The 22,622-nt window shown below is 71.5% G+C and carries 23 protein-coding genes; 10 read left to right on the plus strand and 13 right to left on the minus strand.

Annotated elements, in window-relative coordinates; all coding sequences use genetic code 11:
• Nucleotides 1–141 precede the first annotated feature (141 nt).
• Nucleotides 142–615, minus strand: a complete 474-nt coding sequence (locus BJ969_RS03445; protein WP_184477226.1) for a nitroreductase family deazaflavin-dependent oxidoreductase — start codon at nucleotides 613–615, stop codon at nucleotides 142–144.
• Between the two features lie 222 nt (nucleotides 616–837).
• Between BJ969_RS03445 and BJ969_RS03450 the strand changes: the two genes are divergently transcribed.
• Nucleotides 838–1,698, plus strand: coding sequence for an LLM class F420-dependent oxidoreductase (locus tag BJ969_RS03450; protein WP_184477228.1), 861 nt, complete (start codon nucleotides 838–840; stop codon nucleotides 1,696–1,698).
• A 10-nt stretch (nucleotides 1,699–1,708) separates the two neighbouring features.
• Here BJ969_RS03450 and BJ969_RS03455 read toward each other — a convergent pair whose 3' ends face one another.
• The 8 genes from BJ969_RS03455 to BJ969_RS03490 form a co-directional block, all read right to left on the minus strand.
• Nucleotides 1,709–2,314: a CbiQ family ECF transporter T component gene (locus BJ969_RS03455; RefSeq protein WP_184477229.1), complete on the minus strand. Its 606-nt coding sequence runs from the start codon at nucleotides 2,312–2,314 to the stop codon at nucleotides 1,709–1,711.
• Nucleotides 2,311–2,985, minus strand: a complete 675-nt coding sequence (locus BJ969_RS03460) for an energy-coupling factor ABC transporter ATP-binding protein (protein WP_184477231.1) — start codon at nucleotides 2,983–2,985, stop codon at nucleotides 2,311–2,313. Before BJ969_RS03460 ends, BJ969_RS03455 begins: the two co-directional genes overlap by 4 nt.
• Nucleotides 2,982–4,106 carry a thiolase family protein gene (locus BJ969_RS03465; RefSeq protein ID WP_343071198.1) on the minus strand — a complete coding sequence of 375 codons (1,125 nt, stop codon included), beginning with the start codon at nucleotides 4,104–4,106 and terminating at the stop codon, nucleotides 2,982–2,984. The genes BJ969_RS03460 and BJ969_RS03465 overlap by 4 nt, the downstream gene beginning before the upstream one ends.
• Nucleotides 4,103–5,452: a class I adenylate-forming enzyme family protein gene (locus tag BJ969_RS03470; RefSeq protein WP_184477233.1), complete on the minus strand. Its 1,350-nt coding sequence runs from the start codon at nucleotides 5,450–5,452 to the stop codon at nucleotides 4,103–4,105. Before BJ969_RS03470 ends, BJ969_RS03465 begins: the two co-directional genes overlap by 4 nt.
• On the minus strand, nucleotides 5,453–6,025 hold the full coding sequence (locus tag BJ969_RS03475; protein ID WP_184477235.1) for a biotin transporter BioY: 573 nt from the start codon (nucleotides 6,023–6,025) through the stop codon (nucleotides 5,453–5,455). It lies immediately after the preceding gene.
• A gap of 692 nt (nucleotides 6,026–6,717) precedes the next feature.
• On the minus strand, nucleotides 6,718–8,889 hold the full coding sequence (locus BJ969_RS03480) for an ATP-dependent DNA helicase (RefSeq protein WP_425503518.1): 2,172 nt from the start codon (nucleotides 8,887–8,889) through the stop codon (nucleotides 6,718–6,720).
• 85 nt (nucleotides 8,890–8,974) lie between these two features.
• Entirely contained in the window at nucleotides 8,975–9,544 is a 570-nt protein-coding gene (locus BJ969_RS03485) for an isochorismatase family protein (RefSeq protein WP_343071684.1), read from the minus strand.
• 8 nt (nucleotides 9,545–9,552) lie between these two features.
• Complete coding sequence (locus tag BJ969_RS03490; protein ID WP_184477239.1) at nucleotides 9,553–10,863, minus strand: nicotinate phosphoribosyltransferase; 1,311 nt, start codon at nucleotides 10,861–10,863, stop codon at nucleotides 9,553–9,555.
• Between the two features lie 105 nt (nucleotides 10,864–10,968).
• Here BJ969_RS03490 and clpS point away from each other — a divergent pair, with 105 nt between their 5' ends.
• From clpS to BJ969_RS03520, 6 genes are all read left to right on the plus strand, one after another.
• Complete coding sequence (clpS, locus tag BJ969_RS03495; RefSeq protein WP_184477241.1) at nucleotides 10,969–11,262, plus strand: ATP-dependent Clp protease adapter ClpS; 294 nt, start codon at nucleotides 10,969–10,971, stop codon at nucleotides 11,260–11,262.
• A 4-nt stretch (nucleotides 11,263–11,266) separates the two neighbouring features.
• Nucleotides 11,267–11,830 (plus strand): DUF2017 domain-containing protein, encoded by a 564-nt coding sequence (locus tag BJ969_RS03500; RefSeq protein ID WP_184477243.1) that lies wholly within the window; start codon nucleotides 11,267–11,269, stop codon nucleotides 11,828–11,830.
• Nucleotides 11,831–12,327: 497 nt separating this feature from the next.
• Nucleotides 12,328–13,365, plus strand: a complete 1,038-nt coding sequence (locus tag BJ969_RS03505; protein ID WP_184477245.1) for a P1 family peptidase — start codon at nucleotides 12,328–12,330, stop codon at nucleotides 13,363–13,365.
• A 93-nt stretch (nucleotides 13,366–13,458) separates the two neighbouring features.
• Nucleotides 13,459–13,914, plus strand: a complete 456-nt coding sequence (locus tag BJ969_RS03510; protein ID WP_343071685.1) for a M67 family metallopeptidase — start codon at nucleotides 13,459–13,461, stop codon at nucleotides 13,912–13,914.
• Nucleotides 13,915–13,999: 85 nt separating this feature from the next.
• A complete protein-coding gene (locus tag BJ969_RS03515; protein WP_184477249.1) occupies nucleotides 14,000–14,278 on the plus strand; it encodes a MoaD/ThiS family protein in 279 nt (92 codons plus the stop codon).
• A gap of 29 nt (nucleotides 14,279–14,307) precedes the next feature.
• A complete protein-coding gene (locus BJ969_RS03520; protein ID WP_184477251.1) occupies nucleotides 14,308–15,258 on the plus strand; it encodes a PLP-dependent cysteine synthase family protein in 951 nt (316 codons plus the stop codon).
• A gap of 323 nt (nucleotides 15,259–15,581) precedes the next feature.
• On the opposite strand, the gene BJ969_RS03525 is transcribed toward BJ969_RS03520, so the two are convergent.
• Nucleotides 15,582–16,241 carry a response regulator gene (locus BJ969_RS03525; RefSeq protein ID WP_184477253.1) on the minus strand — a complete coding sequence of 220 codons (660 nt, stop codon included), beginning with the start codon at nucleotides 16,239–16,241 and terminating at the stop codon, nucleotides 15,582–15,584.
• 25 nt (nucleotides 16,242–16,266) lie between these two features.
• Nucleotides 16,267–17,508 (minus strand): sensor histidine kinase, encoded by a 1,242-nt coding sequence (locus BJ969_RS03530; RefSeq protein ID WP_343071199.1) that lies wholly within the window; start codon nucleotides 17,506–17,508, stop codon nucleotides 16,267–16,269.
• Nucleotides 17,509–17,693: 185 nt separating this feature from the next.
• Between BJ969_RS03530 and BJ969_RS03535 the strand changes: the two genes are divergently transcribed.
• From BJ969_RS03535 to BJ969_RS03545, 3 genes are all read left to right on the plus strand, one after another.
• Nucleotides 17,694–19,181, plus strand: a complete 1,488-nt coding sequence (locus tag BJ969_RS03535; protein WP_184477256.1) for an ArnT family glycosyltransferase — start codon at nucleotides 17,694–17,696, stop codon at nucleotides 19,179–19,181.
• Between the two features lie 114 nt (nucleotides 19,182–19,295).
• Nucleotides 19,296–19,811, plus strand: a complete 516-nt coding sequence (locus BJ969_RS03540) for a PH domain-containing protein (RefSeq protein WP_184477258.1) — start codon at nucleotides 19,296–19,298, stop codon at nucleotides 19,809–19,811.
• Nucleotides 19,808–21,286 carry a PH domain-containing protein gene (locus tag BJ969_RS03545; protein ID WP_184477260.1) on the plus strand — a complete coding sequence of 493 codons (1,479 nt, stop codon included), beginning with the start codon at nucleotides 19,808–19,810 and terminating at the stop codon, nucleotides 21,284–21,286. The genes BJ969_RS03540 and BJ969_RS03545 overlap by 4 nt, the downstream gene beginning before the upstream one ends.
• Nucleotides 21,287–21,506: 220 nt before the next feature.
• On the opposite strand, the gene BJ969_RS03550 is transcribed toward BJ969_RS03545, so the two are convergent.
• On the minus strand, nucleotides 21,507–21,698 hold the full coding sequence (locus BJ969_RS03550; protein ID WP_184477262.1) for a DUF397 domain-containing protein: 192 nt from the start codon (nucleotides 21,696–21,698) through the stop codon (nucleotides 21,507–21,509).
• Entirely contained in the window at nucleotides 21,699–22,547 is an 849-nt protein-coding gene (locus tag BJ969_RS03555; protein ID WP_184477264.1) for a helix-turn-helix domain-containing protein, read from the minus strand.
• Nucleotides 22,548–22,622: the final 75 nt, after the last annotated feature.

Here is a 22,622-nt window from a genome sequence, read left to right on the forward strand (position 1 = left end):
CGTCTGCGACATCTCGTCGCGAAGGTCTGGCGGCCTGGAAGTCGTCAAGGCCAAGTGCTCTCGGGCGGCTCATCCGGGTGATCCCGGCAACGCCGATGCTCCCGCGGCACGAGGTGGCGGGCCAGGGTCGAAAGTCCCAGTTCAGCGAGCGGGTTCGCAGACGACGACCGGGATCGTGCGGTCGGTCCAGGACTGGTACGAGTCGAAATCGGCGTAGAGCTCCAAGAGCTTCGCCCACAGCTCGGCCCGTTCCGGTCCTTCGGCGACCCGTGCCCGCAGCCGCTGCACGTCCTTGCCGATTTGCACCGTGACCTCGGGGTTCGCGGTGATGTTGTGGTACCAGGCGGGATGCTTGGGCAGGCCGCCCTGGGAGGCGACGAGCACCACCCGCTGCCCGTCGCGCAGGTACAGCAGCGGCGTGGTGCGGTCCTGCCCGCTCTTGCGCCCGGTCGTGGTCAGCAGGCAGGTCGGCACCCCGCGCCGCCAGGCGCTGCCGATGCGCCACCGGCCGCCGACGCGCCCGCCGGTGGCGCGGTACGCGCGCACGTGCGCCTGCGACATCACCCGCATCACCTTGGGCACCAGCGGGGAATCGAGCTGCCGCGGTCTGCGCATGGCGAGTCCTCCTGCTCCTCGGCCTGGACGGACCGAGCAGGTCCGTCGGTGGCAAGCGGTGCTTTCGGCTGTGCGGCGGGGAGTCCGCGTCCTTGGGTCTCGGCCAAACGCTTGCTAGGGTCATTGAAGCAGCTGCAGCAAGGCGCGTCGATCTCCATCCGGGCTCCGTCCACGCATCGCCGCCGCGGGCTCCGCCGAACCCCGGCGCGGAGAGGAAATTCCTTGCGACACGGCATCGTGCTGTTCACCAGTGATCGCGGGATCACGCCGGGACCGGCCGCGCAGGCGGCCGAGCAGGCCGGTTTCGACACGTTCTACGTCCCCGAGCACACCCACATCCCGATCAAGCGGACGGCCGCGCACCCCGGTACCGGTGGCGCCGACCTGCCCGACGACCGCTACCTGCGCACCTTGGACCCCTGGGTGAGCCTGAGCGCCGCGGCCGCGCTGACCTCGCGGATCCGGCTGGCCACGGCGGTGGCGCTGCCGGTCGAGTCCGATCCGATCACGCTCGCCAAGACGATCGCCTCGCTGGACTGGCTCTCCGGCGGGCGGGTCGTGCTCGGGGCGGGGTTCGGCTGGAACACCGATGAGCTAGCCGACCACCACGTGCCCGCGCACCGGCGGCGGGCCGCGCTGCGCGAGCACCTCGAGGCGATGCGCGCGCTGTGGACCGAGGAAGAGGCCTCCTACTCCGGCGAATTCGTCCACTTCGGACCGTCGTGGGCGTTCCCGAAGCCCGCGCGCATCCCCGTCCTGATCGGCGCGGGCGCGGGACCGAAGACGTTCGCCTGGATCGCCGCGCACGCCGACGGCTGGATCACGACGCCCGCCGACACCGACGTGGCCGCGAACGCGGAGCGGTTGCGCGCGGCGTGGACGGGGGCGGGGCGGACCGGTGCACCGGAGATCCACGTGCTGGCGACCCGCAAACCGACGCCGGACCTGCTCGCGGAATGGGCGGGCTGCGGCGTCACCGAAGCGATCTGGGGACTGCCGGACAAGTCCGCAGACGAGGTGCGGGCGTTCCTCCCCCGGCACGCCGAGCGGCTCGGCATCGGCCCTCCGGCACCGGGGGAGTGAGCGTGGTCCGTCAGTCGTCGCCGACGCCGCGGGCCGCGAGCGCCTCGCCCAGCTCGTCGGAGTGGCGCAAGGTGCGGACCAGGAACGGGACCGCGAACGCCGACAGCGATCGCTCGGCGTTGCGGGCGCGCTGCGCCTCGCGGGTCTCCGTCGCGATGCTCGACAGGGCCGTGACGGCCTGCAACGTCAGCCCCACCAGCAGGCCCACCCGCTCCGGGCGGACGCCGACCCGGCGCAGCGGCCCGAGCCCGCGCTCCACCGCGGTGACCAGGTCGTCCACCCGGGTGGTGAGGGTGAACAGGTTGGCGGCGCCGAGTGCGGCGACCAGCCGCAGCGCCACCACCGCGGCCTGGTCCGGACCGAGCATCCACCACTGCAGCAGGAAGATCACCGCGAGCAGCGGCAGCAGCAACCGGGAGGCCTGCCAGCACCGGCGCGGCGGGATCCGGGCGAGCGCGTAGCCCGCGACCACGACCGCCGCCACCACGGCCAGCGGCAGCGCCGAACCGAGCAGGAAGATCAGCACCGCGAAGCCGAGCAGCAGCACGAACTTCACCCCGGCAGGCGTCCGGTGCACCGGGCTGGACCCGGGTTCGTACAGGCCGAGGGGGCTCACCCGATCAGCTCCCGGTAGTGCGACAGCGCGGCCTCCGGGACGTCGTCGGCGACGATCCGCCCCTGGTCGAGCACCACGACCCGGTCGAAACCGTCCAGCAGGTGCAGGTCGTGGGTCACCAGCACCACCTGCTGCGGCAGCTCCCGCAGCAGCTCCATGAAGTGGCGCTTGTTGCGCAGGTCCAGCAGCGTCGTCGGCTCGTCGCAGACCAGCACGTCCGGTTCCAGCACCAGCATCGAGCACAGCGCCAGCAGCTGCTTCTGCCCGCCGGAGAGCTGGTGCGCGGGGTGCTCGGCGTAGCCCGCGAGGCCGTGCCGGGCCAGCACCTCGGCGGCCCGGCGTTCCCGCTCGACTTTCGGGATGCCGTGCCTGCGCAATGAGAACGCCACGTCCTCACCGGCGGTCGGCATCACGATCTGGCTGTCCGGATTGGTGAACACGAAACCGACGCGCTTGCGCACCGCGCGCCCGTCGCGCGCCGGGTCGAGCCCGTCGACCAGCACCCGGCCGCTCGTCGGCGCCACCAGGCCGTTGATCATGCGGGCCAGCGTGGACTTGCCGGAGCCGTTCGCTCCGACGAACGCCACCCGCTTCTCGCCCAGCCGCAGATCGACGCCCTCCAGCACCGAGTGCTCGCCGTAGGCGTGCGCGATGTTCTCGAACTCGATCAATCCACTCGCTCCCACACCGTCGCCACGCCCAGCCCTCCGCCGGAGGACAAGGCCGCCACCCCGGTGCGCGGCCCGTTCTCGCGCACCATGCGGCTGAACAATCGCACCACCAGGACCGCGCCCGACGCTCCCCAGGGGTGGCCGAGCGCGATGGCGCCGCCGTCCGGGCTCACGACGCGCTCGTCGATGCCTGCCGCGTCCGCGCAGGCCAGCACCTGCCCGGCGAAGGCCTCCGTGAACTCGACGAGCTCCGGAACCGGACGATCCCGCAGCACGTGGCGCAGCGCGGGCACCGCGCCCAGGCCGAGGCGGTTCGGATCCACGCCCGACGTGCGCTCGGCGACCAGGCGCAGCCCCGGCACGCCCAGGCGGCGGCGTTCCCGCTCGGTGGTGAGCAGCACGGCCGCGGCCCCGTCGCTGACGCCGCAGGAGTTCGCGGCGGTCGCGGTGCCGTCGGGGGTGAACGCGGGCCGGAACCGCGCCAGCCGCTGCGGGACGAACCCGCGCCGGGGCCGTTCGTCGCGCCCACCGCCCACGTCGACCAGTTCCGCGTCGAACCGGCCCGCGTCCTGCGCGGCGACCGCGCGGGCGTGGCTGCGCGCCGCGAACTCGTCCTGCCGCTCGCGGGAGATCCCGGCCTCGGCCGCGACCACGTCCGCCGCCGGACCCATGTCCGGATCGCCGAGATCGGCGGGCGCGAACGGGGCGCGCGAGTAGAACCGCGGCGGTTCCCCAGCGGACCGCGGCCGGTGCGCCCGCCACGGCGCGGTCGACGCGCTCTCCACCCCGCCCGCCAGGTAGTGCTCACCGGCGCCGCCGCGCAGCATCGCGGCGGCCGTGAGGATCGAGCTGAGGCCGCTGGCGCACTGCCGGTCCACCGTCATGCCGGGGACGCCGACCCCGAACCCGGCGCGCAACGCCGCCACCCGCGCCGGATTGCCGCCCGGCCCCATCACGTTGCCGAGCAGCACGTCGTCCACCGACTCCAAGCCCGCATCGTGCAGGGCGGCGGTGAGCACGGGCGCGGCGAGCCGTTCCGCGGTCAGGTTCCGCAGCACGCCGCCCACCTCGCCGATGGGGCTGCGCCGAGCGGCGATCACCACCGGGTCGCGATCGTTCACCGCAGCTCCTCCGCGTCGAGAGCGCTCTCGCGCAGCGCCTCGGCGATGTCGGCGCGCGCCGGTTTGCCGGAGCCGGTGCGGGGCAGGGCGGACATCGCGAGCCAGCGCCTCGGCCGCTTCGCGGGTTCCAGGTGGCGCGTCCCGGCGCGCAGCTCGGCGCGCGTCGGCGCGGCGAGCGGGTCAACCTCCAGCACGGCCGTGACCAGCGCGCCGAGCCGCCGGTGCGGCGTGCCCGCCACCACCACGTCCCGCACGCCGCCGCAGGCGCGCAGCGCCGACTCGACCTCTTCGGCGACGACGAGGGAGCCGCCGGTGCTGATCGTGGAACCGGTCCGGCCCAGCACGCTCACCGTGCCGTCCTCGTGGCGCACCGCGCGGTCGCCGACGCTGGACCAGCCCGGTTCCGCCGCGTCGAGCACGCCGCGGCGCAGGTGGCCGACGAAGGTCAGCTCCGAGCGGACCCACAGCACGCCGCCGGTCTCCGCGGGCAGCGAATTCCCCGCCGCGTCCCGGACGTCGACGTCCACCAGCGGGCGCAACCGCGGCGCACCGCGGCGCGCGGCGATCAGCGAATGCTCCGCGGAGCCGTAGTACTCCAGCAGCTCGCAGCCCGGCAGCAGCCGCCGCAGCCGCTGCTCCAGCACGCCGTCCACCCCGGCGCCGCCGCAGACGATCAACCGCAGCGCGCATGCCGCGCGCAGCTCCGGGCGGCGCTCCCACACCGACAGCAGCGCGGCGAGCATCGCCGGAACCAGGTGAACCACGGTGGCGTCCCGGCACTGCTCGGCGGCGGCGGTCGCCGACCACTTCGGCAGCAGCCGCACCTCGCGGTCCTGGTGCAGGGAGTGCAGCGCCCCGAACAGGAACAACGAGGAGCTCAGCGGTCCGGGCACCAGCACCACGTCGTCGCGGCGCAGCGCCACGTCCAGCGCCGCGAAGCTCGCCAGCCACGACGCGCGGGTGCGGACCAGCACCTTCGGCGAGCCGCTGCTGCCGGAGGTCGTGGGCAGGTAGAACTGCGTGCGCTCATCACCGCGCGCCGCGACGGGCTCCGCCTCCGCAGGAGCGCCCGACACGACCGCACCGGGACTCGCGTCGGCCAGCACCGACTCCGGACGCGACCACTCCGGGCCCACGACCAGCGTCGCCGCGCCCGCCAAGTCCGCGCCCAGCAGCCAGCACAGGCGGTGCACCGGATTCGGCTCGTCCACCGCGATCCGCGCCACCCCGTCCAGCCGCCGCGCGGCGCCGTGCGCGCGGCGCAGCAGCTCCGCGCCGGTGAGCGCGGTCCCCGGCGACGACACCCCCGCCGTGAGCGGGCCGGTGCCCAGGATCGGCGGGATCATTCAGCTCCCGGCCGGGCGGGACGTCGCGACCGGCAGCGCGCGGTGCACAGCCGCCGCCACCAGCGACACCAGCACCAGCTTCACCGTGTCGCCCGGCAGGAACACCAGCGACTGCACCGCGGCGGCACCGAGATCACCCGTGAACGCCGCCCAGTACGGGATGCCCACCAGGTAGTCCACCGCGATGCCCGCGAAGTTCGCCACCAGCAGCAGCGGCAGACCCGGGCGCGGCAGCCCGCGCTGGACGATCAACCCCACCACGACCGCCGACAGCAGCCAGCCCAGCACGAACCCGCCGCTCGGGCCCGCGAACGGGGCGATGCCGCCGCGCCCGCCCGACAGCAGCGGCAGGCCGATCGCCACCAGGGCCAAGAACAGCAGCACCGACGCGCCGGCGCGCCGGGCGCCGAGGATGCTGCCCGCCAGCAGCGGCCCCATGTTCTGCAGCACCACCGGTACCGCGGCGCCCGCGATGAACAGACCGGGGAACAGTCCGAGCACGGCGATGAACGCCGCGAACACCACTGTCCTGGCCAGGTCAGCGGCCGGTTGGGCGGTGCGTTGTCCAGGCACGACGACTCCTCACGCCGATCACGGGTCGATGCGAACGTACCCGGCTCACCACTGGGAACAGAAAAGTTCCGACCACATTGTGGACGCCCCACACCCCGCCCCCGCCCACCCGGAGACCCAGCCCACACCAGCCCCACCCGCGATCGGAGTGAACGGACCGTTCGTCCAATCCCCTTGGACGAACGGTCCGTTCACCCCACGTCGAGCACGGCCTCCGCACCGTCGGCTCCCGCTGCGATCCGGAGGCCGGATTGAGTGAACGGACTGTTCGTCCAATCCCGTTGGACAAGCGGTCCGTTCACTCCGAGAAGCTCCGCCGATCGGTGAGCGCTGCCGGAGTGGGGGCCGGGTTGAGTGAACGGACTGTTCGACCGATGCCGTTGGACAAGCGGTCCGGTCGCTGCGCGAAGCTCCGCGCCGATCAGTGAGCGTGGCCGTGGCCGGTTGAGTGAACGGACTGTTCGTCCAATGCCGTTGGACGAACAGTCCGTTCACTCGCATCGGCGTTCCGTCGCTGTGGCGCTGCGGTGTGCCGGGGACGGTGGGGTTTTGAGTGAACGGACCGTTTGCCTGATCTCGTTGGTCGAATGGTCCGTTCACTCCGGGGGAGCGAGGCGTGGCGCGGGCAGGGTGGGCGGACCGTTCGTCCAGTGCCGTTGGACGAGCGGTCCGTTCACTCCGGGGAGCGGGCGTCAGGTGGTGGCGTTGAGGCGGGTGAGGGCGCCGCGGACGACCTGCGGGTCGTAGGTGGTCCAGAACGGCGGCAGCGACGCGCGCAGGAATCCGCCGTAGCGGGCGGTGGCCAGCCTCGGGTCGAGCACGGCGATCACGCCGCGGTCGTTCGAGGACCGCAGCAGCCGCCCGGCGCCTTGGGCGAGCAGCAGCGCGGCGTGGGTGCCCGCGACGGTGAGGAAGCCGTTGCCGCCGTGCGCCGACACGGCCTTCTGCCGCGCCGAGGCCAGCGGATCGTCGGGCCGCGGGAACGGGATCCGATCCATGATCACGAGTTGCAGCGATTCGCCGGGCACGTCCACGCCCTGCCACAGCGACAGCGTCCCGAACAGCGAGGTCTCCGGGTCGGCCGCGAACTTGGCGACGAGCTGCGCCGTGTTGTCCTCGCCTTGGCACAGCACGGGGGTCTTGAGCCGTTCCCGCAGTTCCTCCGCGGCCTGCCGCGCGGCGCGCATCGAGGAGAACAGCCCGAGGGTGCGCCCACCGGCGGATTCGACGAGTTCGGTGAGCTCGTCGAGGTATTCCGGCGGCAGCCCGTCCCGTCCCGGCTGCGGCAGGTGCCGGGCGATGTAGAGGATGCCGCTGCGCTGGTGCTCGAACGGTGAGCCGACGTCGAGCCCGGTCCACTTCGGCCCGCCGGTGTCCGACGGGGGTTCCTTGCCGCTGGCCATGTCGGCGGCGGGCGCCGCCTTGCGCTCCGGCGGCAGCCCCCATTGCCGGGCGAGGGTGTCGAAGGAGCCCCCGAGCGCCAGCGTCGCCGAGGTCAGCACCGTGGTGCGCTGCCCGAACAGCCGCTCGCGCAGCAGTCCGCCGACGCCGAGCGGCGCGACCTTCATCGTCGGCGGCCGGTTCGGTTCGCTGCTGATCCACACCACGTCGCGGCGCTGCCCTTCGGGCTCGTCGAACGCGTCGAGCAGCCGCACGGCGTTGTCGTGGAGTTCTTCGGTGAGCGCGAGGGCGAGCTTGCGGGCGCTGCTGCCTTCGGGATCTTCCTTGCGCTCCGGCCCGAGCGCGGTCATGCACGCGGCGGACGCGTCGCGCAGCGCGGTGAGCGAGCCGCCGAGCGCCTGCGGCATCTCCTCGAGCCGTTGCGGGCGGGCGTCCTGGAGGACGAGTTCGATGCCTTCGGCGGCCTCGTCGAGGCGGTCGGCGATGCTCTGGTCGATGGCCCGGCCGCAACGCCGCGCGGCGAGCTTCGCCTGGTTCGCGGACAGCTCCCCGGTGGCGGCGGAGGTGACCCGGTCGACTAGGTCGTGCGCCTCGTCGATCATGACCACGTCGTGCTCGGGCAGCACGGGCCGGTCGTCGAGGGCGTCGATGGCGAGCAGCGCGTGGTTGGTGACGACGACGTCGGCCCGGCCCGCTTCGCCGCGGGCGCGTTCGGCGAAGCAGTCGGTGCCGATGGGGCAGCGGTGCACGCCGAGGCATTCCTTCGCGGTCACCGACAGCTGCCGCCACGCCTGGTCGGTGACACCGGGCACGAGCTCGTCGCGGTCCCCGGTGTCGGTTTCGGTGGACCACTCGCGGATCCGCTTGATCTGGCGTTCCAGCGCGGAAGCGGCGAACGGGTCGAACAGCGCGCCCTCTTCGGGTTCTTCGGGGGCGCCGCCGTGGATCCGGTTGAGGCACAGGTAGTTGCGGCGGCCCTTGAGGATCGCGAACGTCGGCGGCCGTCCGAGCGCGTCGGCGAGCGCCTTCGACAGCCGGGGCAGGTCGCGGTCGACGAGCTGGCGCTGCAGCGCGATGGTCGCCGTGGAGATGACGACGGTGGTCGCTTCGACCACGGCGTGCCGGATGGCGGGCACCAGGTAGGCGAGCGATTTCCCGGTGCCGGTCCCGGCTTGCACCGCGAGGTGCTCACCGGAGCCGATGGAGTGCTCCACGGCCGCCGCCATCCGCGACTGCCCTTCGCGCTCGGAGCCGCCGACGGACCCCACGGCGATCCCGAGCAGCGTCGCCAGGTCGGGGATCTGCTCCGGTGGTTTCGCGGTGATCGGCTCGTCGCGGCGGCGCTTCTTGTCGCCGGGAGCTCCCTTCAGCGCCAGGTCGGCGGCGATCTCAGGGGGGAGCTCGTCGGTCTCGTCGAGCTCGAACACATCCGGATCGGACCACTGCGGAACAGAACCTGGCACGCCCTGGGACGCTACCGCCCACCCCTGTCAACCCCCCGCCCGCATCCCCTGGCGAGTCCGCCCGCGATCGACGACGCGGGGCCGCTCAGACGACGATCGGGGTGCCCGTGGTCGTCACGCCCGCGGCGCGCAGGTCGGTCAGCGCCGACTCGACGGTGGCGCGGGAGACGCCCGCGGTCAGGTCCAGCAGGACCGAGGTGGTGAACCCGGCCTTCGCCGCGTCCAGCGCGGTCGCGCGCACGCAGTGGTCCATGGCGATGCCGACCACGTCGACGTCGGTGACCTCGTGCGCGTTGAGCCACTCCGTGAGGGTGTGCTCGGTGCCGTCGACGCCTTCGAACCCCGAGTAGCCGTCGCTGTACTGGCCCTTGAAGAACACCTCGTGGAGCGGGCCGACCTCCAACCGCGGGTGGAACTCGGCGCCCGCAGTGCCCGCCACGCAGTGCACCGGCCAGGACCGCACGAAATCCGGCTTCGAGCTGAAGTGGGCCCCCGGATCGATGTGGTGGTCGCGCGTCGCCACCACGTGCGCGTAACCGGATTCCGCCACGTGCCGGGAGATCGCCCCCGCCACCTCGGCCCCACCGGCCACGGCCAGCGCGCCGCCCTCGCAGAAGTCGACCTGCACGTCCACGATCACCAGCGCCTTGCGCACCTCTGAGCTCATATCGACTCCTCAGCGTGGAAGACCGTCGAGATCGCCGGTTCTCCGCTGGACAACTTCAGGCCCTCCCACGGCAGGCTCACCAGGGCGTGCCGCAGGCGCTGCCGATTGTCCTCCAACGACGGCAGGTCATCGACCCGCTTCCCGCCGCGGACCAGCGGGATCGGCACCACCCGGTCGTGAGGGCCCGCCTTCGGCTCCGCGAAGCCGGGGCCGGTGCGGTGCACGACCTCCTCCAGCGCGGTGCCGGTGTCCTTGTGCCTGCGCAGCGCGGACTTGGTGCCGCCGCGGGACCCCTTGCGGGTGCTGCGCTTGGCCACCGGGCGGCCCTCCACCTCGGTGAGCTTGTAGACCATGCCCGCCGTCGGCGCCCCGGAACCCGTCACCAGCGAGGTGCCCACGCCGTAGCCGTCGACGGGTTCCGCGCGCAGCGAAGCGATCGCGTACTCGTCCAGATCACCCGACACGACGATGCGGGTGCCGGTGGCACCCAGCGAATCCAGCTGCTCCCGCGCCTGCCGCGCCAGCACGCCGACGTCGCCCGAGTCGATGCGCACCGCGCCCAGGCCGGTCCCGGCGACCTCCACCGCCGTGGCGATGCCCCGCGAAATGTCGTAGGTGTCCACCAGCAGTGTCGTGTCCGCGCCAAGTGCGGCGATCTGCGACTCGAACGCGGCACGCTCGGAATCGTGCAGCAACGTGAACGAATGCGCCGACGTGCCCGTGGTGGGGATGCGGTAGCGGCGGCCCGCCTCCAGGTTCGACGTCGCGGTGAAACCGGCCAGGTAGGCGGCGCGGGCCGCGGCGACGGCGGACTCCTCGTGAGTGCGCCGCGAACCCATCTCGATGATCCGGCGGCCGTTGGCGGCCGAGACCATCCGGGCCGCGGCGGCGGCGATCGCGCTGTCGTGATTCATGATCGACAGCAGTACGGTCTCCAGCAGGACCGCTTCGGCGAACGTGCCGCGCACCGTCAGCAGCGGCGAACCGGGGAAGTAGAGCTCACCTTCGGGGTAACCGTCCACGTCGCCGCGGAACCTGTAGTCGCGCAGCCACGCCAAGGTGGTCTCATCGACCACATGATCCTCGGCAAGGCGCTCCAGCTCGGATTCGTCGAAGCGGAAGTTCTCGATCGCCTCCAGCACCCGCTCGGTGCCACCGACCACGCCGTAGCGGCGGCCGTCCGGCAACCGCCGGGTGAACGCCTCGAACACGCACCGGCGCTCCGCGGTCCCATCCCGCAAGGCGCTGGCCAGCATGGTCAGCTCGTAATGATCTGTGCGCAACGCGGTACTGGCAGCGGCCGTCATGGATCAGAGGTTACGTGCCCGCGACGGCCCGTCTCGCCCGCAGGTCGTGCCCGATTTGGCCGTGCGGTCGTCACCGCCCCCGTGCCCACGTGCGAACATGGGGACATGACCTCGCCCGCTGAACTGGAGCGCGCGCAACTGGAACCGGCTGAACTCGGAGACGAGGACAAGCCGTGGGTCACCGTCGTCTGGAACGACCCGGTGAACCTGATGTCCTACGTGACCTACGTTCTGCAGAAGATCTTCGGTTACAGCCGGGACCACGCGACCAAGCTGATGCTCGACGTCCACAACAAGGGCCGGGCCGCCGTGTCCTCGGGCGCGAAGGAGAAGGTCGAGGGCGACGTCGCGAAACTGCACGCCGCAGGCCTGTGGGCCACGATGCAGAAAGACTCGTGATCACGTGAACGGCTGGACTCGCAAGAACGGGCACGTGGTCGCCGAGCTGTCCCAGCAGGAAGCGGCCGTGATCCGCGGGCTCGTCGGCCAGATCAAGGACATGCTCACGGCACGCGCCGAGGAGACGCCGCAGGACGAACTGGCCGAACTCACCGGAATTCGCACCGGCCCGTCCACGCCGCCCGAAGATCGGGTGCTCGGACGGCTGCTGCCCGACTTCTACCGGCGCGACCCCGACACCGGCGAGACCGACGAGGAGCAGCCCGAGGCCGCCGGCGCGATGCGCTCCCTGTACGAGCCGGAACTGCTCGACACCAAGACCGGCGTCGCCTCCGTCGTCCTCGACACCTGCCCCCGCGAAGGCGGGCGGGTCGTGCTCAGCGGCGAACAGGCCGACAACTGGATGGCCGCGCTCAACGACGTCCGGCTCGCGCTCGGGACCGCCCTCGACGTGCAGGACGAGATGCCGGAAGAACCCCCGGAAGACGACCTCCGGCGCGAACATCTCGGCGTGTACCAGTGGCTCACCTGGGTCCAAGACAGCTTGGTCGACGCGGTTTCTTCTTGAGGTTGCCCGCCCGGTCGGTTTGCTTTGGTGGTCGGGTGGCGGAACCTCAGCGTCCTTCTCACTGCGGGATCTTTTTCCCGAGTGGCTCCGCCACGAGGGAAAAAGCCGTCCTCGCGAGAAGGAAGCTGAGAACCCGCGGGTGGTCGGCTTTGTGACGTGGGCTATTCGCTTCGCGAATACAGGCACGGCCTTCGGCCGCCGAGCAGGTTTTGCTTCGCCGCCCACTGCACGGCTTCGCCGCGAAGGCACGGCCTTCGGCCGCAAGGCAGGTGTGGCTTCGCCTTCCCTAGTGCGCGGCTTCGTTGCTAGGTGCGGGATTCGGGTGTTGGGGAGGCTTGGTTCGCCGCCCAGGGCGTGGCGTTTGGTCGTAGGGCGCGGGTTCGCTGTTCAGGGTGCCGCTTCGCTTTGATGTGCGGGGTTCGGTTGGGCTGGGTTGGCTTCGTCTCTGGCTGAGCGGGGGCGGTGGGGGTTCGTCTTGTGCCGGGGAGGATGGGGGCATGGGGTTCGGGGTGCGGGATTCGATCGTGGACGTCGCGGGGGTGCTCGTCGGGCATCACCAGCGGCTGGACGAGCAGTGGGCCACGGGGACCAGCGTGGTGCTGGTGCCGCGCGGGGCGGTGGCCGCGGTCGATGTGCGGGGTGGTGGGCCCGGTACGCGGGAGACCGATGTGCTGGAGCCGACGCACCTGGTCTCGCAGGCGCACGGCGTGGTCCTCACCGGTGGCAGCGCCTACGGGCTCGCCGCCGCCGACGGCGCGATGCGGTGGCTGGCGGAACGCGGGCACGGGCTCCAGGTGGGCGCCCAAGCCCACGAAGTGGTGCCGGTCGTGCCCGCCGCCGTGCTGTTCGACCTGCCGATGAGCGACTGGGGCAACCGGCCCGACGCCGAGTTCGGCCGCCTCGCCTGCGAGGCCGCGACCGCGCACGAGACCCGCGAGGGCAACGTCGGCGCGGGCACCGGGGCCGTGGCGGGTGCGGTCAAGGGCGGCATCGGCACCGCGAGCGCCGTGTTCCGCAGCGCCGCGCTCGGCGTCGACGTCACCGTGGGCGCGCTGTTCGCGGTCAACTCGCTCGGCTCCGTGATCGACCCGGAGACGGGTCTGCCGTGGGAACCCGAACCCGGCCTGCGCGCTCCGGCGGACGCGGAGATCGCCGCCGCCCGAGGCCGCCACGACCCCGCCGCCGGCCGGCCCGGCCGGCACGGCACCGCGTCCCGCCCCTTGAACACCACCATCGGCACCGTCGCCGTCGACCTGGCGCTGACCAAGGCGCACTGCCGCCGGATCGCGGTCGCCGCCCACGACGGCCTGGCCAGGGCGATCCGCCCGGCGCACACGATGCTCGACGGGGACACCGCGTTCGTCCTCGCCACCGGTGACCGGGAACCCGGTGCGCAGTGGGTTCCGGTGCTCGACGAGGTGTGCGCGGTGGCCGCGCGGGTCGTGCGGCGGGCCGTCGTGCGGGCCGTGCTCGCGGCCGAACCCGTCGGCGAGGTGACGTCCTACACGCGCCTCTACCCCTCGGCGCGGGAATGAACCATTGTGGGCGAACGTTGATCCCGCAAACGGCACCGGACAGCGAAGTTCCGCATGTTGGACACCGGTGCCTCACATAGTAGGATGGTGCCTGTGCTGGTGATTCGACGTGACCTCGTGGACGCGATGGTCGCGCACGCTCGACGGGACCACCCGGACGAGGCGTGCGGCGTCATTGCCGGTCCCGACGGGTCGGACCGCCCCGAGCGGCTCATCGAAATGATCAATGCGGAGCGCTCGCCGACGTTCTACCGGTTCGACTCGGGTGAGCAGCTCAAGGTGTGGCGCGGGATGGACGAGGCCGACGAAGAGCCGATCGTCATCTACCACTCGCACACCGCTACCGAGGCGTACCCGTCGCGGACCGACGTGGCCTACGCCTCGGAGCCGAACGCGCACTACGTTCTCGTGTCCACCAGGGACCCGGAGACCCACGAGCTGCGCTCGTACCGCATCCTCGACGGCGTGGTGACCGAGGAGCCGGTGGAGATCGTGGAGTCGTACATGTTCGCCCACACCGGCACCGACGAGGTGCCCGACCAGGGCTGATCCGCACCTGCCGCCCCGCACGCGGCGGGTTTCGGCGTGCGAAAGTTCCGTTCAGAAGTCCTTGTGGACAGGGAGGTTCCTCAACATGGCAATCAAGGTCTCGATCCCCACCATCCTGCGCACCCACACCGACGGGCAGAAGTCCGTCGAAGCCAGTGGCAGCACCGTCGCCGAGGTCATCAACGACCTCGACAACAAGCACAACGGCCTCAAGGACCGCCTGGTCAAGGAAGGCTCGCTGCACCGCTTCGTCAACATCTACGTCAACGACGAGGACGTGCGCTTCTCCGGCGGCCTGGAGGCCAGCGTCGCCGACGGTGACAACGTCACCATCCTGCCCGCCGTCGCCGGCGGCATGCGCTGAGTCCGACCGGCTGAGACTGGAGGCACGTCGTGGCCCGCTACGACTCGCTGCTCGACGCACTCGGTGACACCCCGCTGGTGGGGCTGCCGAACCTCTCGCCGGCCCCCGACGTGCGGTTGTGGGCGAAGCTGGAGGACCGGAACCCGACCGGTTCGATCAAGGACCGCGCCGCGCTGTCCATGATCGAGGCGGCGGAGAAGGAAGGCAGGCTCACCACCGGCTGCACCATCCTGGAACCGACCTCCGGCAACACCGGCATCTCGTTGGCGATGGCCGCGAAGCTCAAGGGCTACGGCCTGGTCTGCGTGATGCCGGAGAACACCTCCGAGGAGCGCAGGCAGATCCTGCAGGCGTTCGGCGCCCGCATCGTCTCCTCGCCCGCGGCGGGCGGGTCCAACCAGGCGGTCGCGGTCGCGAAGGAACTGGCCCAGCAGAACCCGGACTGGGTGATGCTCTACCAGTACGGCAACTCGGCGAACGCCGACGCGCACTACCGGGGGACCGGGCCGGAGATCCTGCGGGACATGCCGGGCATCACGCACTTCGTCGCGGGTCTGGGCACCACCGGCACCCTCGTCGGCGTGGGCCGGTACCTGCGGGAGCAGAAGCCGGGCGTGCAGATCGTGGCGGCCGAACCGCGCTACGGCGAGCTGGTGTACGGGCTGCGCAACCTCGACGAGGGCTTCGTGCCGGAGCTCTACGACCCGGACGTGCTGTCCCGGCGGTTCTCCGTCGGTTCGTACGACGCGCTGCGCCGCACCCGGCAGCTGCTGGAGTCGGAGGGCATCTTCGCGGGGATCTCGACGGGCGGCGTGGTGCACGCGGCGTTGACCATCGGCGAGAAGGTCGCCGCCGCCGGGGAGTCGGCGGACATCGTGTTCGTGGTGGCCGACGCGGGCTGGAAGTACCTGTCGACGGGCGCCTACGGCGGCACCCTCGACGAAGCGGCCCAACGCCTCGACGGCCAACTCTGGGCCTGAGCTCGGGCTTGTGCGGTCGTTTTGCTCGGGTGTCCGGGTGGCGGAACCTCAGTTGGTCTCTCGCTGCGGGATCTTTTTCCCTAGTGGCTCCGCCACGAGGGAAAAGCCGTCCTCGCGAGAGACCGACTGAGAACCCGCTGGTGACCGGTTTTTCGACGTGGGCTATTCGCTGCGCGAATACAGGCACGGCCTTCGGCCGCAAGGCAGGCTTCGCTTCGTCGTTGACGAGAGAAGGCTCAAAATCTCCTCGGGTGAGCGAGGAGTTCGGCGACACGGCGGCCGGGAACATCGCGATTCCCGCGAGGTGGCTCGCGGCCGCGACCTCAGCGGTGGGTGAGGCCCGCTTCGTAGGCGATCAGCCCCGCCTGGACGCGGTTGGTGCAGTCGAGCTTCACCAGGGTCCGGGAGACGTAGCCCTTCACCGTGGCCTCCGACAGGTAGAGGCGTTCGCCGATCTGCGCGTTGGACAGGCCCTCGCCGATGCCGGTGAGCACTTCCCGTTCGCGTTCGGTGAGCTCGCGGATCGAGGCCAGCGCGCGCTGCCTGCCGGTCTGCTGCCCGGAGGACGCGGTGATCAGCCGCTTCGCCGCCTCCGGCGACAGCACGGTGTGCCCGTCCGCGGCGACCCGCACCAGCCCGATCAGATCTTCCGGCGGCGTCGACTTCACCAGGAACCCGGAAGCCCCGGCCCGCAACGCCCGCAGCACGTACTGGTCGGCGTCGAACGTCGTCAGCGCGACCACCGCGGGCGGGTTCGGCAGCTCGCTGATCCGCTCCGTCGCGGTCAGCCCGTCCACGCCCGGCATCCGCAGGTCCATCAGCACCACGTGCGGCCGGTGCCGGACCACGGCCTCCACGGCCGCGGCGCCGTCCTGGGCGTCGTCGACGACCTCGATGTCCGGCGCCGAACCGAGGATGGTGCGCAGGTGCGCGCACACCATCGGCTCGTCGTCGACCAGCACGACGCGGATCGGTTCGCTCACCCCAGAGTCCCCGTTCGGCAAGGCACTAGCCGGAAACGGCTTCGGCCGTGGGCACGTACCCCGGAAGTATGGCACTCACCTCGAACCCGCCATCGCCGGTCGGACCGGAGTGGAAGGTGCCGCCGACGAGTTCCACCCGCTGCCGCAGCCCGAGCAGGCCCGCGCCCGCGCCGTGCCCCGCTAGTTCCCCGGTCGATTCCGGTCGCGTGTTGCGCACCGCCAGCCGCACCCGGTCCGGGCCGTACTCCACGTGCACCTCGACGGAGGTGCCGGGAGCGTGCTTGTGCACGTTCGTCAACGCTTCCTGCACGACGCGGTAAGCGGCGCGGCCCACCGACGGGGAGACCTGGGTGGTGCTGCCGAGCTCGGTGAGCCGGACCGGGACGCCCACCGCCTCCGTCTCGGCGACCAGCCCGGCCAGGTCCGGAGCCGGGGCGCTCGAAGTCCGATCGACCCGCTCGTCCCCGGAGCGCAGCACGCCGAGGAAGTCGCGCAGCTCGTCCAGCGCCTGGCAGCCGCCGGTGCGAAGCTCCTCGGCGGCGGTCCGGGTCGCGGCGTCCCGGGCGGTCACGCCCAGCGCGCCCGCCTGCAGCACCATCAGGCTCACCCGGTGGGTCACCACGTCGTGCATCTCGGTGGCCATCTTCGCCCGCTCGTCCGCGCGGGCCTGCTCGGTCAGCAGGTGCTGTTCTCGTTCCGCGCGGTCGGCCCGGTCGCGCAGCGCGGCGACGAGCCGCCGCCGCGCACCGATCCACAACCCGAGCACCGCGGGGAACACGGTGATCCAGAAAGCGTTGCTGAGCGTTTCGCCGTCCGGGTGCGTCCACGGCCGCAGCGCGGTGAACACGATGACGGCGACCAGTATCCAGCCGAGGACCCGCCACCGGTGGCGGGTTTCGTACGCGGCGAACGCGTAGACGGCGAACATCAGGTCCGCGGGCATCCACGGGTCGGTCCGCATGTTCATCACCAGGAACGCACCGATGCCCGCCGACAACGTGATCACGTGGACGAGCATCGACGCCGTTCCGACGGCCAGCAGCACCACCGAGAAGCGACGGCGCACCAGCAGGCTCACCGTGAACAGGTTCACCAGCACGACCGCGACCCACCGGCCGCCCATCCAGCCGTAGTCCTGCGGCGGCAGGTCCGACCGGTACAGCGAAGCGAGGATCGGGCCGAGCGGCAGCAGGACGGCGACCAGCACCACGTCGAACACCGCGGCCCGCGGCGTGTCCCACAGGTGTCGCCATAGCGGGCGTTGCACAACGCACACGGTAGCCGCGTCACGGGCCCGTTCGGCCCGCATCCGCACCGGTCGGCGGCGATGAACCTACGAAAGTCGCACGTCGGCACGACTTCGGTGCGGCCGGAACCAGACCGAACGCCGTCGCGGTGATCCCCGCCGCTGCCGTGGAATGGACATCGTCCACGGCAGTCCTGGGGGAGAACATGCACACAGCGGTGCCCACCACCACGAGCCCACCGTCCAGAACCGAATCCCCGCCGGTGTTCGCGAGCAGGCCGCTCCTGCTCATCGCCGCGGTGTTCACGGCGGCTCACCTGAGCGTCAGCGCGTTCGGCGGGTACTGGATCGACGAGGTCTACATGCTGGCCATCGGCCGGTACCACCCGGACTGGGGGTACGTGGACCAGCCGCCGCTGGCGCCGCTGCTGGCCGGCGCGATGGAGTGGCTCGCGCCGAACTCCATGCTGCTGCTGCGGTTGCCCGCGACGCTGATCTCGGCGAGCGGGATCTTCCTCGCCGGGCTGCTGGCGAAGGAGCTCGGCGGCGACCGGCGCAGCCAGGTGATCACGGGGCTGGCGTTCGCGACCGGGTTGTGGACGTCGCTGATCGCGCACTGGATCACGCCGTACACCCTGGAAGTGCCGCTGTGGATGCTGCTGTGCCAGCTGCTGGTGCGCTGGTGCAGGCAGCACGCGGAGGGTCGCGCCGACGACCGGTTGCTGCTCGCGCTCGGCGTCGTCATCGGTGTGGCGATGCAGACGAAGGTCCACGTCGCCGTGCTGTGCGCGGCGTTGCTGGGATGCCTGCTGGTGTTCGGTCCGCGTGATCTGCTGCGACGCCCGATGTTCTGGGGGTGCGCCGGGATCGCGCTGGTCATCGCGGCACCGACGTTGACCTGGCAGGCGTTGCACGGGTGGCCGCAGCTCGCGATGCGAGAGGTGGTCGTGTCGGAGACGCCGACGCTCAGCGGTGGCCGTTCGGGGGAGGCCGTCCAGATGATCCTCTTCGCGGGCGTGCTCGGCACCGTCCTGTGCCTGTACGGCACGGCGCGGCTGCTGTCCGCAGCCGAGTTCCGCCCGTACCGGTTCATCGGGGCTGCGGCCCTCGTGCAGTACGCGTTCTACATCGCCACCAGCGGGCGACCGTACTACGTCATCGGCATGTACGGCGTGCTGATGGCGGCGGGCGCGGTGGCCTTCCAGCGCAGGCGCGAAGCGCGGGTCGCGTCGGAGCGCCGCGGCCTGAGCTGGGTGGTCTGGCCCGCCACCGCGCTGTCGGTGCTCGCGGCGGGCGGCGTGGTGGCGATGTCGACGCTGCTGACCTCGGCGTTCGGGGTGCCCGCGGACCGGACGCTCGCGCAGGACGTGTCGGCGGCCTACCGGCGGCTGCCCGCCGACGTCCGCGAGCACACCGCCGTGGTCGGGGAGAGCTACATCCTGGCGGCGATGCTCGACGCGCGGTCCGACGAGTACGGGCTGCCGCTGGCGCACAGCCCGCACCGCGGCTACGGGTACTTCGGCCCACCGGATCCGTCCGCCGAGAACGTGCTGATCGTCGGCAACGATCCGGCGAAGTGGCGGCCGTACTTCGCGGAGATGCGGCAGGTCGGCCACGGCGGCATCCCGGTGTGGCTGCTGACCGATCGGCAGGAACCGTGGCCGCGGCTGTGGGAACAGGTCCGCGAGCTGTAGCGGACCGCGGCTCTCGCGTGCGGGGGCTCGCGGTGGGCGGGAAGCCGACCGGCCCGCGCGCGAAAGCTGACACCATGGCCACCACCACCTCACCAGCGGATCGGAGACCGCGAAGTGTCCACAGCAGACAGTCCGGCGAGCTCGGCGGTGCGGTTGCGCCCGCCTCGCCACCGCATCGAACGCAGAGCCATCGGCTGGTGGTCCGCGCAGGCCGCGACGCTGGTGTTACCGCCGCTGATCGCCCTCGCGGTGCTCGCCGCGCTGATCGCACCCGCCCGGCCCTGGTTGTTGCTGGGACTGGCCGCGGTGGCCGTGCTCGGCGTGCCCTACCTGGTCGTGATGCCGCAATGGCGCTACCGGGTGCACCGCTGGGAGAACACCGACGACGCCGTCTACACGGCCGCCGGCTGGTTGCGGCAGGAGTGGCGGGTGGCGCCGATGTCGCGGATCCAGACCGTGGACACCGTGCGCGGCCCGCTGCAGCGGATGTTCGGGCTCTCCAGCGTCACCGTCACCACGGCCTCGGCGGCCGGGCCGCTGCGCATCGACGGGCTCGACCACCGGGTGGCCGCCGAACTCGTCGACGTGCTCACCGCCACCACGCAGGCCGCGCGCGGGGACGCGACATGACGGCGGCGACCGACTGGCGGCGGCTCGACGCCAAGATCGTGCTGGTGCTGCTGATCCTGGTGCTGGCACCGCTGATCCCGACCGCGGGCGTGATGCTCATCGCGGGGGCGAACCCGGTGGTGGTCGCCTCGATGTCCGGGATCTGGGCGGGCGCCGCCGCCGTGCTCACCGGGATGGCCGCGCTGGACTGGTGGTTCACCACCTACCGGATCAGCGACGAACGGGTGGAGCTGCGCAAGGGGGCGCTCTCGCGCAGCCACCGGTCGCTGCCCCGGGATCGCGTGCGCAGCGTCGACCTCACCGCCGACCCGGTGCACCGGCTGCTCGGGCTGTCCGTCGTGAAGATCGGCACCGGGGCCCAGGCGGACGGTGAGCTCAAGCTCGACGGCATCGCCCGGCCGGACGCGGAGCGGATCCGGGCGGCCCTGCTGCTGCGCGAGTCCACTTCGGACCCGGAAGCGGCGGACGGGGCGCTGGCCCGGTTGCGCCCGGTGTGGCTGCTCTACTCCGGCGTGACGATGTCGCTGATCCTGGCCGTGTGGGGCGCGATCGCCTCGGCGTTCGGCTCGTTCTCCGAGCTGTTCGTGAAATTCGGGCTGTACCGGGCGATCGGGGAGGAGTTCCGCGCGGTGCCGCTGTGGCTGGGCATCGGCGTTCCCGCGCTGGGGGCGGTGCTGATCGGGGTGCTCGGGTCGTTCCTGCTGTCGCTGGAGCTGTGGTGGAACTTCACGCTCACCCGGGAGTCCTCCGGGACGCTGCGGGTGCGGCGCGGACTGCTCACCAAGCGGTCGATCTCGCTGGAGGAGAAGCGGCTGCGCGGTGTCGAGGTGTCCGAACCGCTGCTGCTGCGCTGGACCCGCGGTGCCCGCACCAACGCGGTCGCCACCGGCCTCAGCGACACCAAGGACGGCAGCCAGCCGGACGCGAAGACGCTGCTGCCGCCCGCTCCGCGCGCCGAAGCGCGGCGGGTCGCCGCCGAAGTCCTAGGGGAGGACCGGTTCCCTTCCGAGGGCTTCACCGGGCATCCGGTCGCGGCGCTGCGCAGGCGGATCACCTGGGCGCTGCTGTCGGCGCTGCCGTTCGCGGCGGCGGCGATCACCTGCGCGGTGCTCGGCTGGATCCCCGCCGGACCGGCCGTGGCGGTGGTGGTGCTCAGCGCGCTGATCGCGGTGGCGTTCGGCGTCGACGCCTACCGGAACCTGGGGCACCGGCTGCACGGGCGGTACCTGCTCAGCAGGCGCGGTACCGCGGTGCGGCGGACCGTCGCGCTGCAGCGCGCCGGGATCATCGGCTGGCGGTTCGAGCAGTCGGTGTTCCAGCGCCGGTCCGGGCTGATGGACGTCGTCGCCACCACCGCCGCGGGTTCGGGGCGCTACGCGGTGCCGGACGTGCGCACCGGGGACGGTCTCGCGTTCGCCGACGAAGCGGTGCCGGAGTTGCTCGCGCCATTCCTCGAACCCGTTCCCGACGATTAATACCGGAAGCAGGTAGGACCATTCGGGTGAGATGTGTTTCGCATTGAACCGGAACCAGCCAGGAAGCGGGCGGAAAGCAACCCGATCAGGAGATCAACTGCAGGATTAATCCGACTTGAAGAATCGGAGCCGAGCGGGTGCGGATCGTGCCACCCGCTCGGTTCTTCAGTTGGTTCCCGCGACGCGGCCGGTGCGGCCCGCGGACGCGGTCAAGCCAGGGTCAGCGGTCGAACTCGCCGCGCTTGAGGACTCCGAGGAAGTCCCCCCACCGCGCGGGGTCGACGGCGAAGTAGCCACCCGGTCGGTCCTTCGTATCGCGCACGCCGACGCGCCCGCTCCCGAAGCCGACCTCCACGCATTGCCCTTGGTGCGTGCTACGGGTGCTGGTCCGCCAACCCGTGAGGTATTCCATCTACAGCTCTCCTATGCGCTCGTGAATCACTTGAATAGACCCTTCCGGGTCGATCGCGTGTGCGCGTAGATGGTCCATCATCGTCACGTATTTGGACAGCTCGTTATCTCGTTCGAGGTATAACCCGCCCACGTGGGTTTCCAGATAGACGACATCCGGATCCACGTGATTGGAGTAGCGCAGGATGACGAATGGACCTGCCTGCGCGGGATGCGCGCCCGCGTCCAGCGGCATGACCTGCAACGTCACGTTCGGCAGTTCCGCCAAAGTGAGCAAGTGCTCCAATTGGCGGCGCAGTACGGCCGAACCGCCCACGCCGCGCCGCAACGCCGTCTCGCCGATCACCGCCCACAGGTCCAAGGGCTGAGAGCCGGTGATCCGGTCCTGGCGCTGCATCCGCAGCTCCACGCGGCGCCCGATCTCCGGTTCGTTGGCCCGGATCAAGGTGGACTTGGTGATGGCGTAGGCGTATTCCGCGGTCTGCAGCAGGCCGGGGACGGCCTCCGACTCCCAGGTGTGCATGGACGAGGCCTCGGCCTCCAGCCCCACGTACGTCTCGTACCACTCGGGCAGCACGTCGCTGTAGGAATGCCACCAGCCGCGCTTGCGCGCGTCCCTGGCCAGGTTGATCAATTGCTCGCGTTCGGCGCCGTTGACGGCGTAGAAGTCCAGCAGAGCGCTGACGTCCCCGATGGAGGGTGAGCGCTTCGCCGTTTCGAATCTGCCTATTTTCGCCTGGGTGCAACCGAGGTGGGTGGCGGCCTGCTGCTGCGTGACCTCCGCCAGTCCTCGAAGCCTGCGCAGCTCCGCAGCGAGGCGGCGACGGCGCACGGTGGGACTCACTGTCATGGAGATCAGTGTCCACCCTGCGAACCGAGCGTCACCATCGTGTCACCCAACCGACATCCGCGCGGGCGGATTCGA

The sequence above is a fragment of the Saccharopolyspora gloriosae genome (genome assembly GCF_014203325.1).
Lineage (GTDB): Bacteria > Actinomycetota > Actinomycetes > Mycobacteriales > Pseudonocardiaceae > Saccharopolyspora_C > Saccharopolyspora_C gloriosae.

Coding starts and splice junctions, on each gene's coding strand:
- BJ969_RS03535 (WP_184477256.1), top strand. CDS start 17,694: ATGCACACAGCGGTGCCCACCACCACGAGCCCACCGTCCAGAACCGAA.
- BJ969_RS03550 (WP_184477262.1), bottom strand. CDS start 21,698: ATGGAATACCTCACGGGTTGGCGGACCAGCACCCGTAGCACGCACCAA.
- BJ969_RS03515 (WP_184477249.1), top strand. CDS start 14,000: ATGGCAATCAAGGTCTCGATCCCCACCATCCTGCGCACCCACACCGAC.
- BJ969_RS03490 (WP_184477239.1), bottom strand. CDS start 10,863: ATGACGGCCGCTGCCAGTACCGCGTTGCGCACAGATCATTACGAGCTG.
- BJ969_RS03505 (WP_184477245.1), top strand. CDS start 12,328: ATGGGGTTCGGGGTGCGGGATTCGATCGTGGACGTCGCGGGGGTGCTC.
- BJ969_RS03470 (WP_184477233.1), bottom strand. CDS start 5,452: ATGATCCCGCCGATCCTGGGCACCGGCCCGCTCACGGCGGGGGTGTCG.
- BJ969_RS03445 (WP_184477226.1), bottom strand. CDS start 615: ATGCGCAGACCGCGGCAGCTCGATTCCCCGCTGGTGCCCAAGGTGATG.
- BJ969_RS03555 (WP_184477264.1), bottom strand. CDS start 22,547: ATGACAGTGAGTCCCACCGTGCGCCGTCGCCGCCTCGCTGCGGAGCTG.
- BJ969_RS03545 (WP_184477260.1), top strand. CDS start 19,808: ATGACGGCGGCGACCGACTGGCGGCGGCTCGACGCCAAGATCGTGCTG.
- clpS (WP_184477241.1), top strand. CDS start 10,969: ATGACCTCGCCCGCTGAACTGGAGCGCGCGCAACTGGAACCGGCTGAA.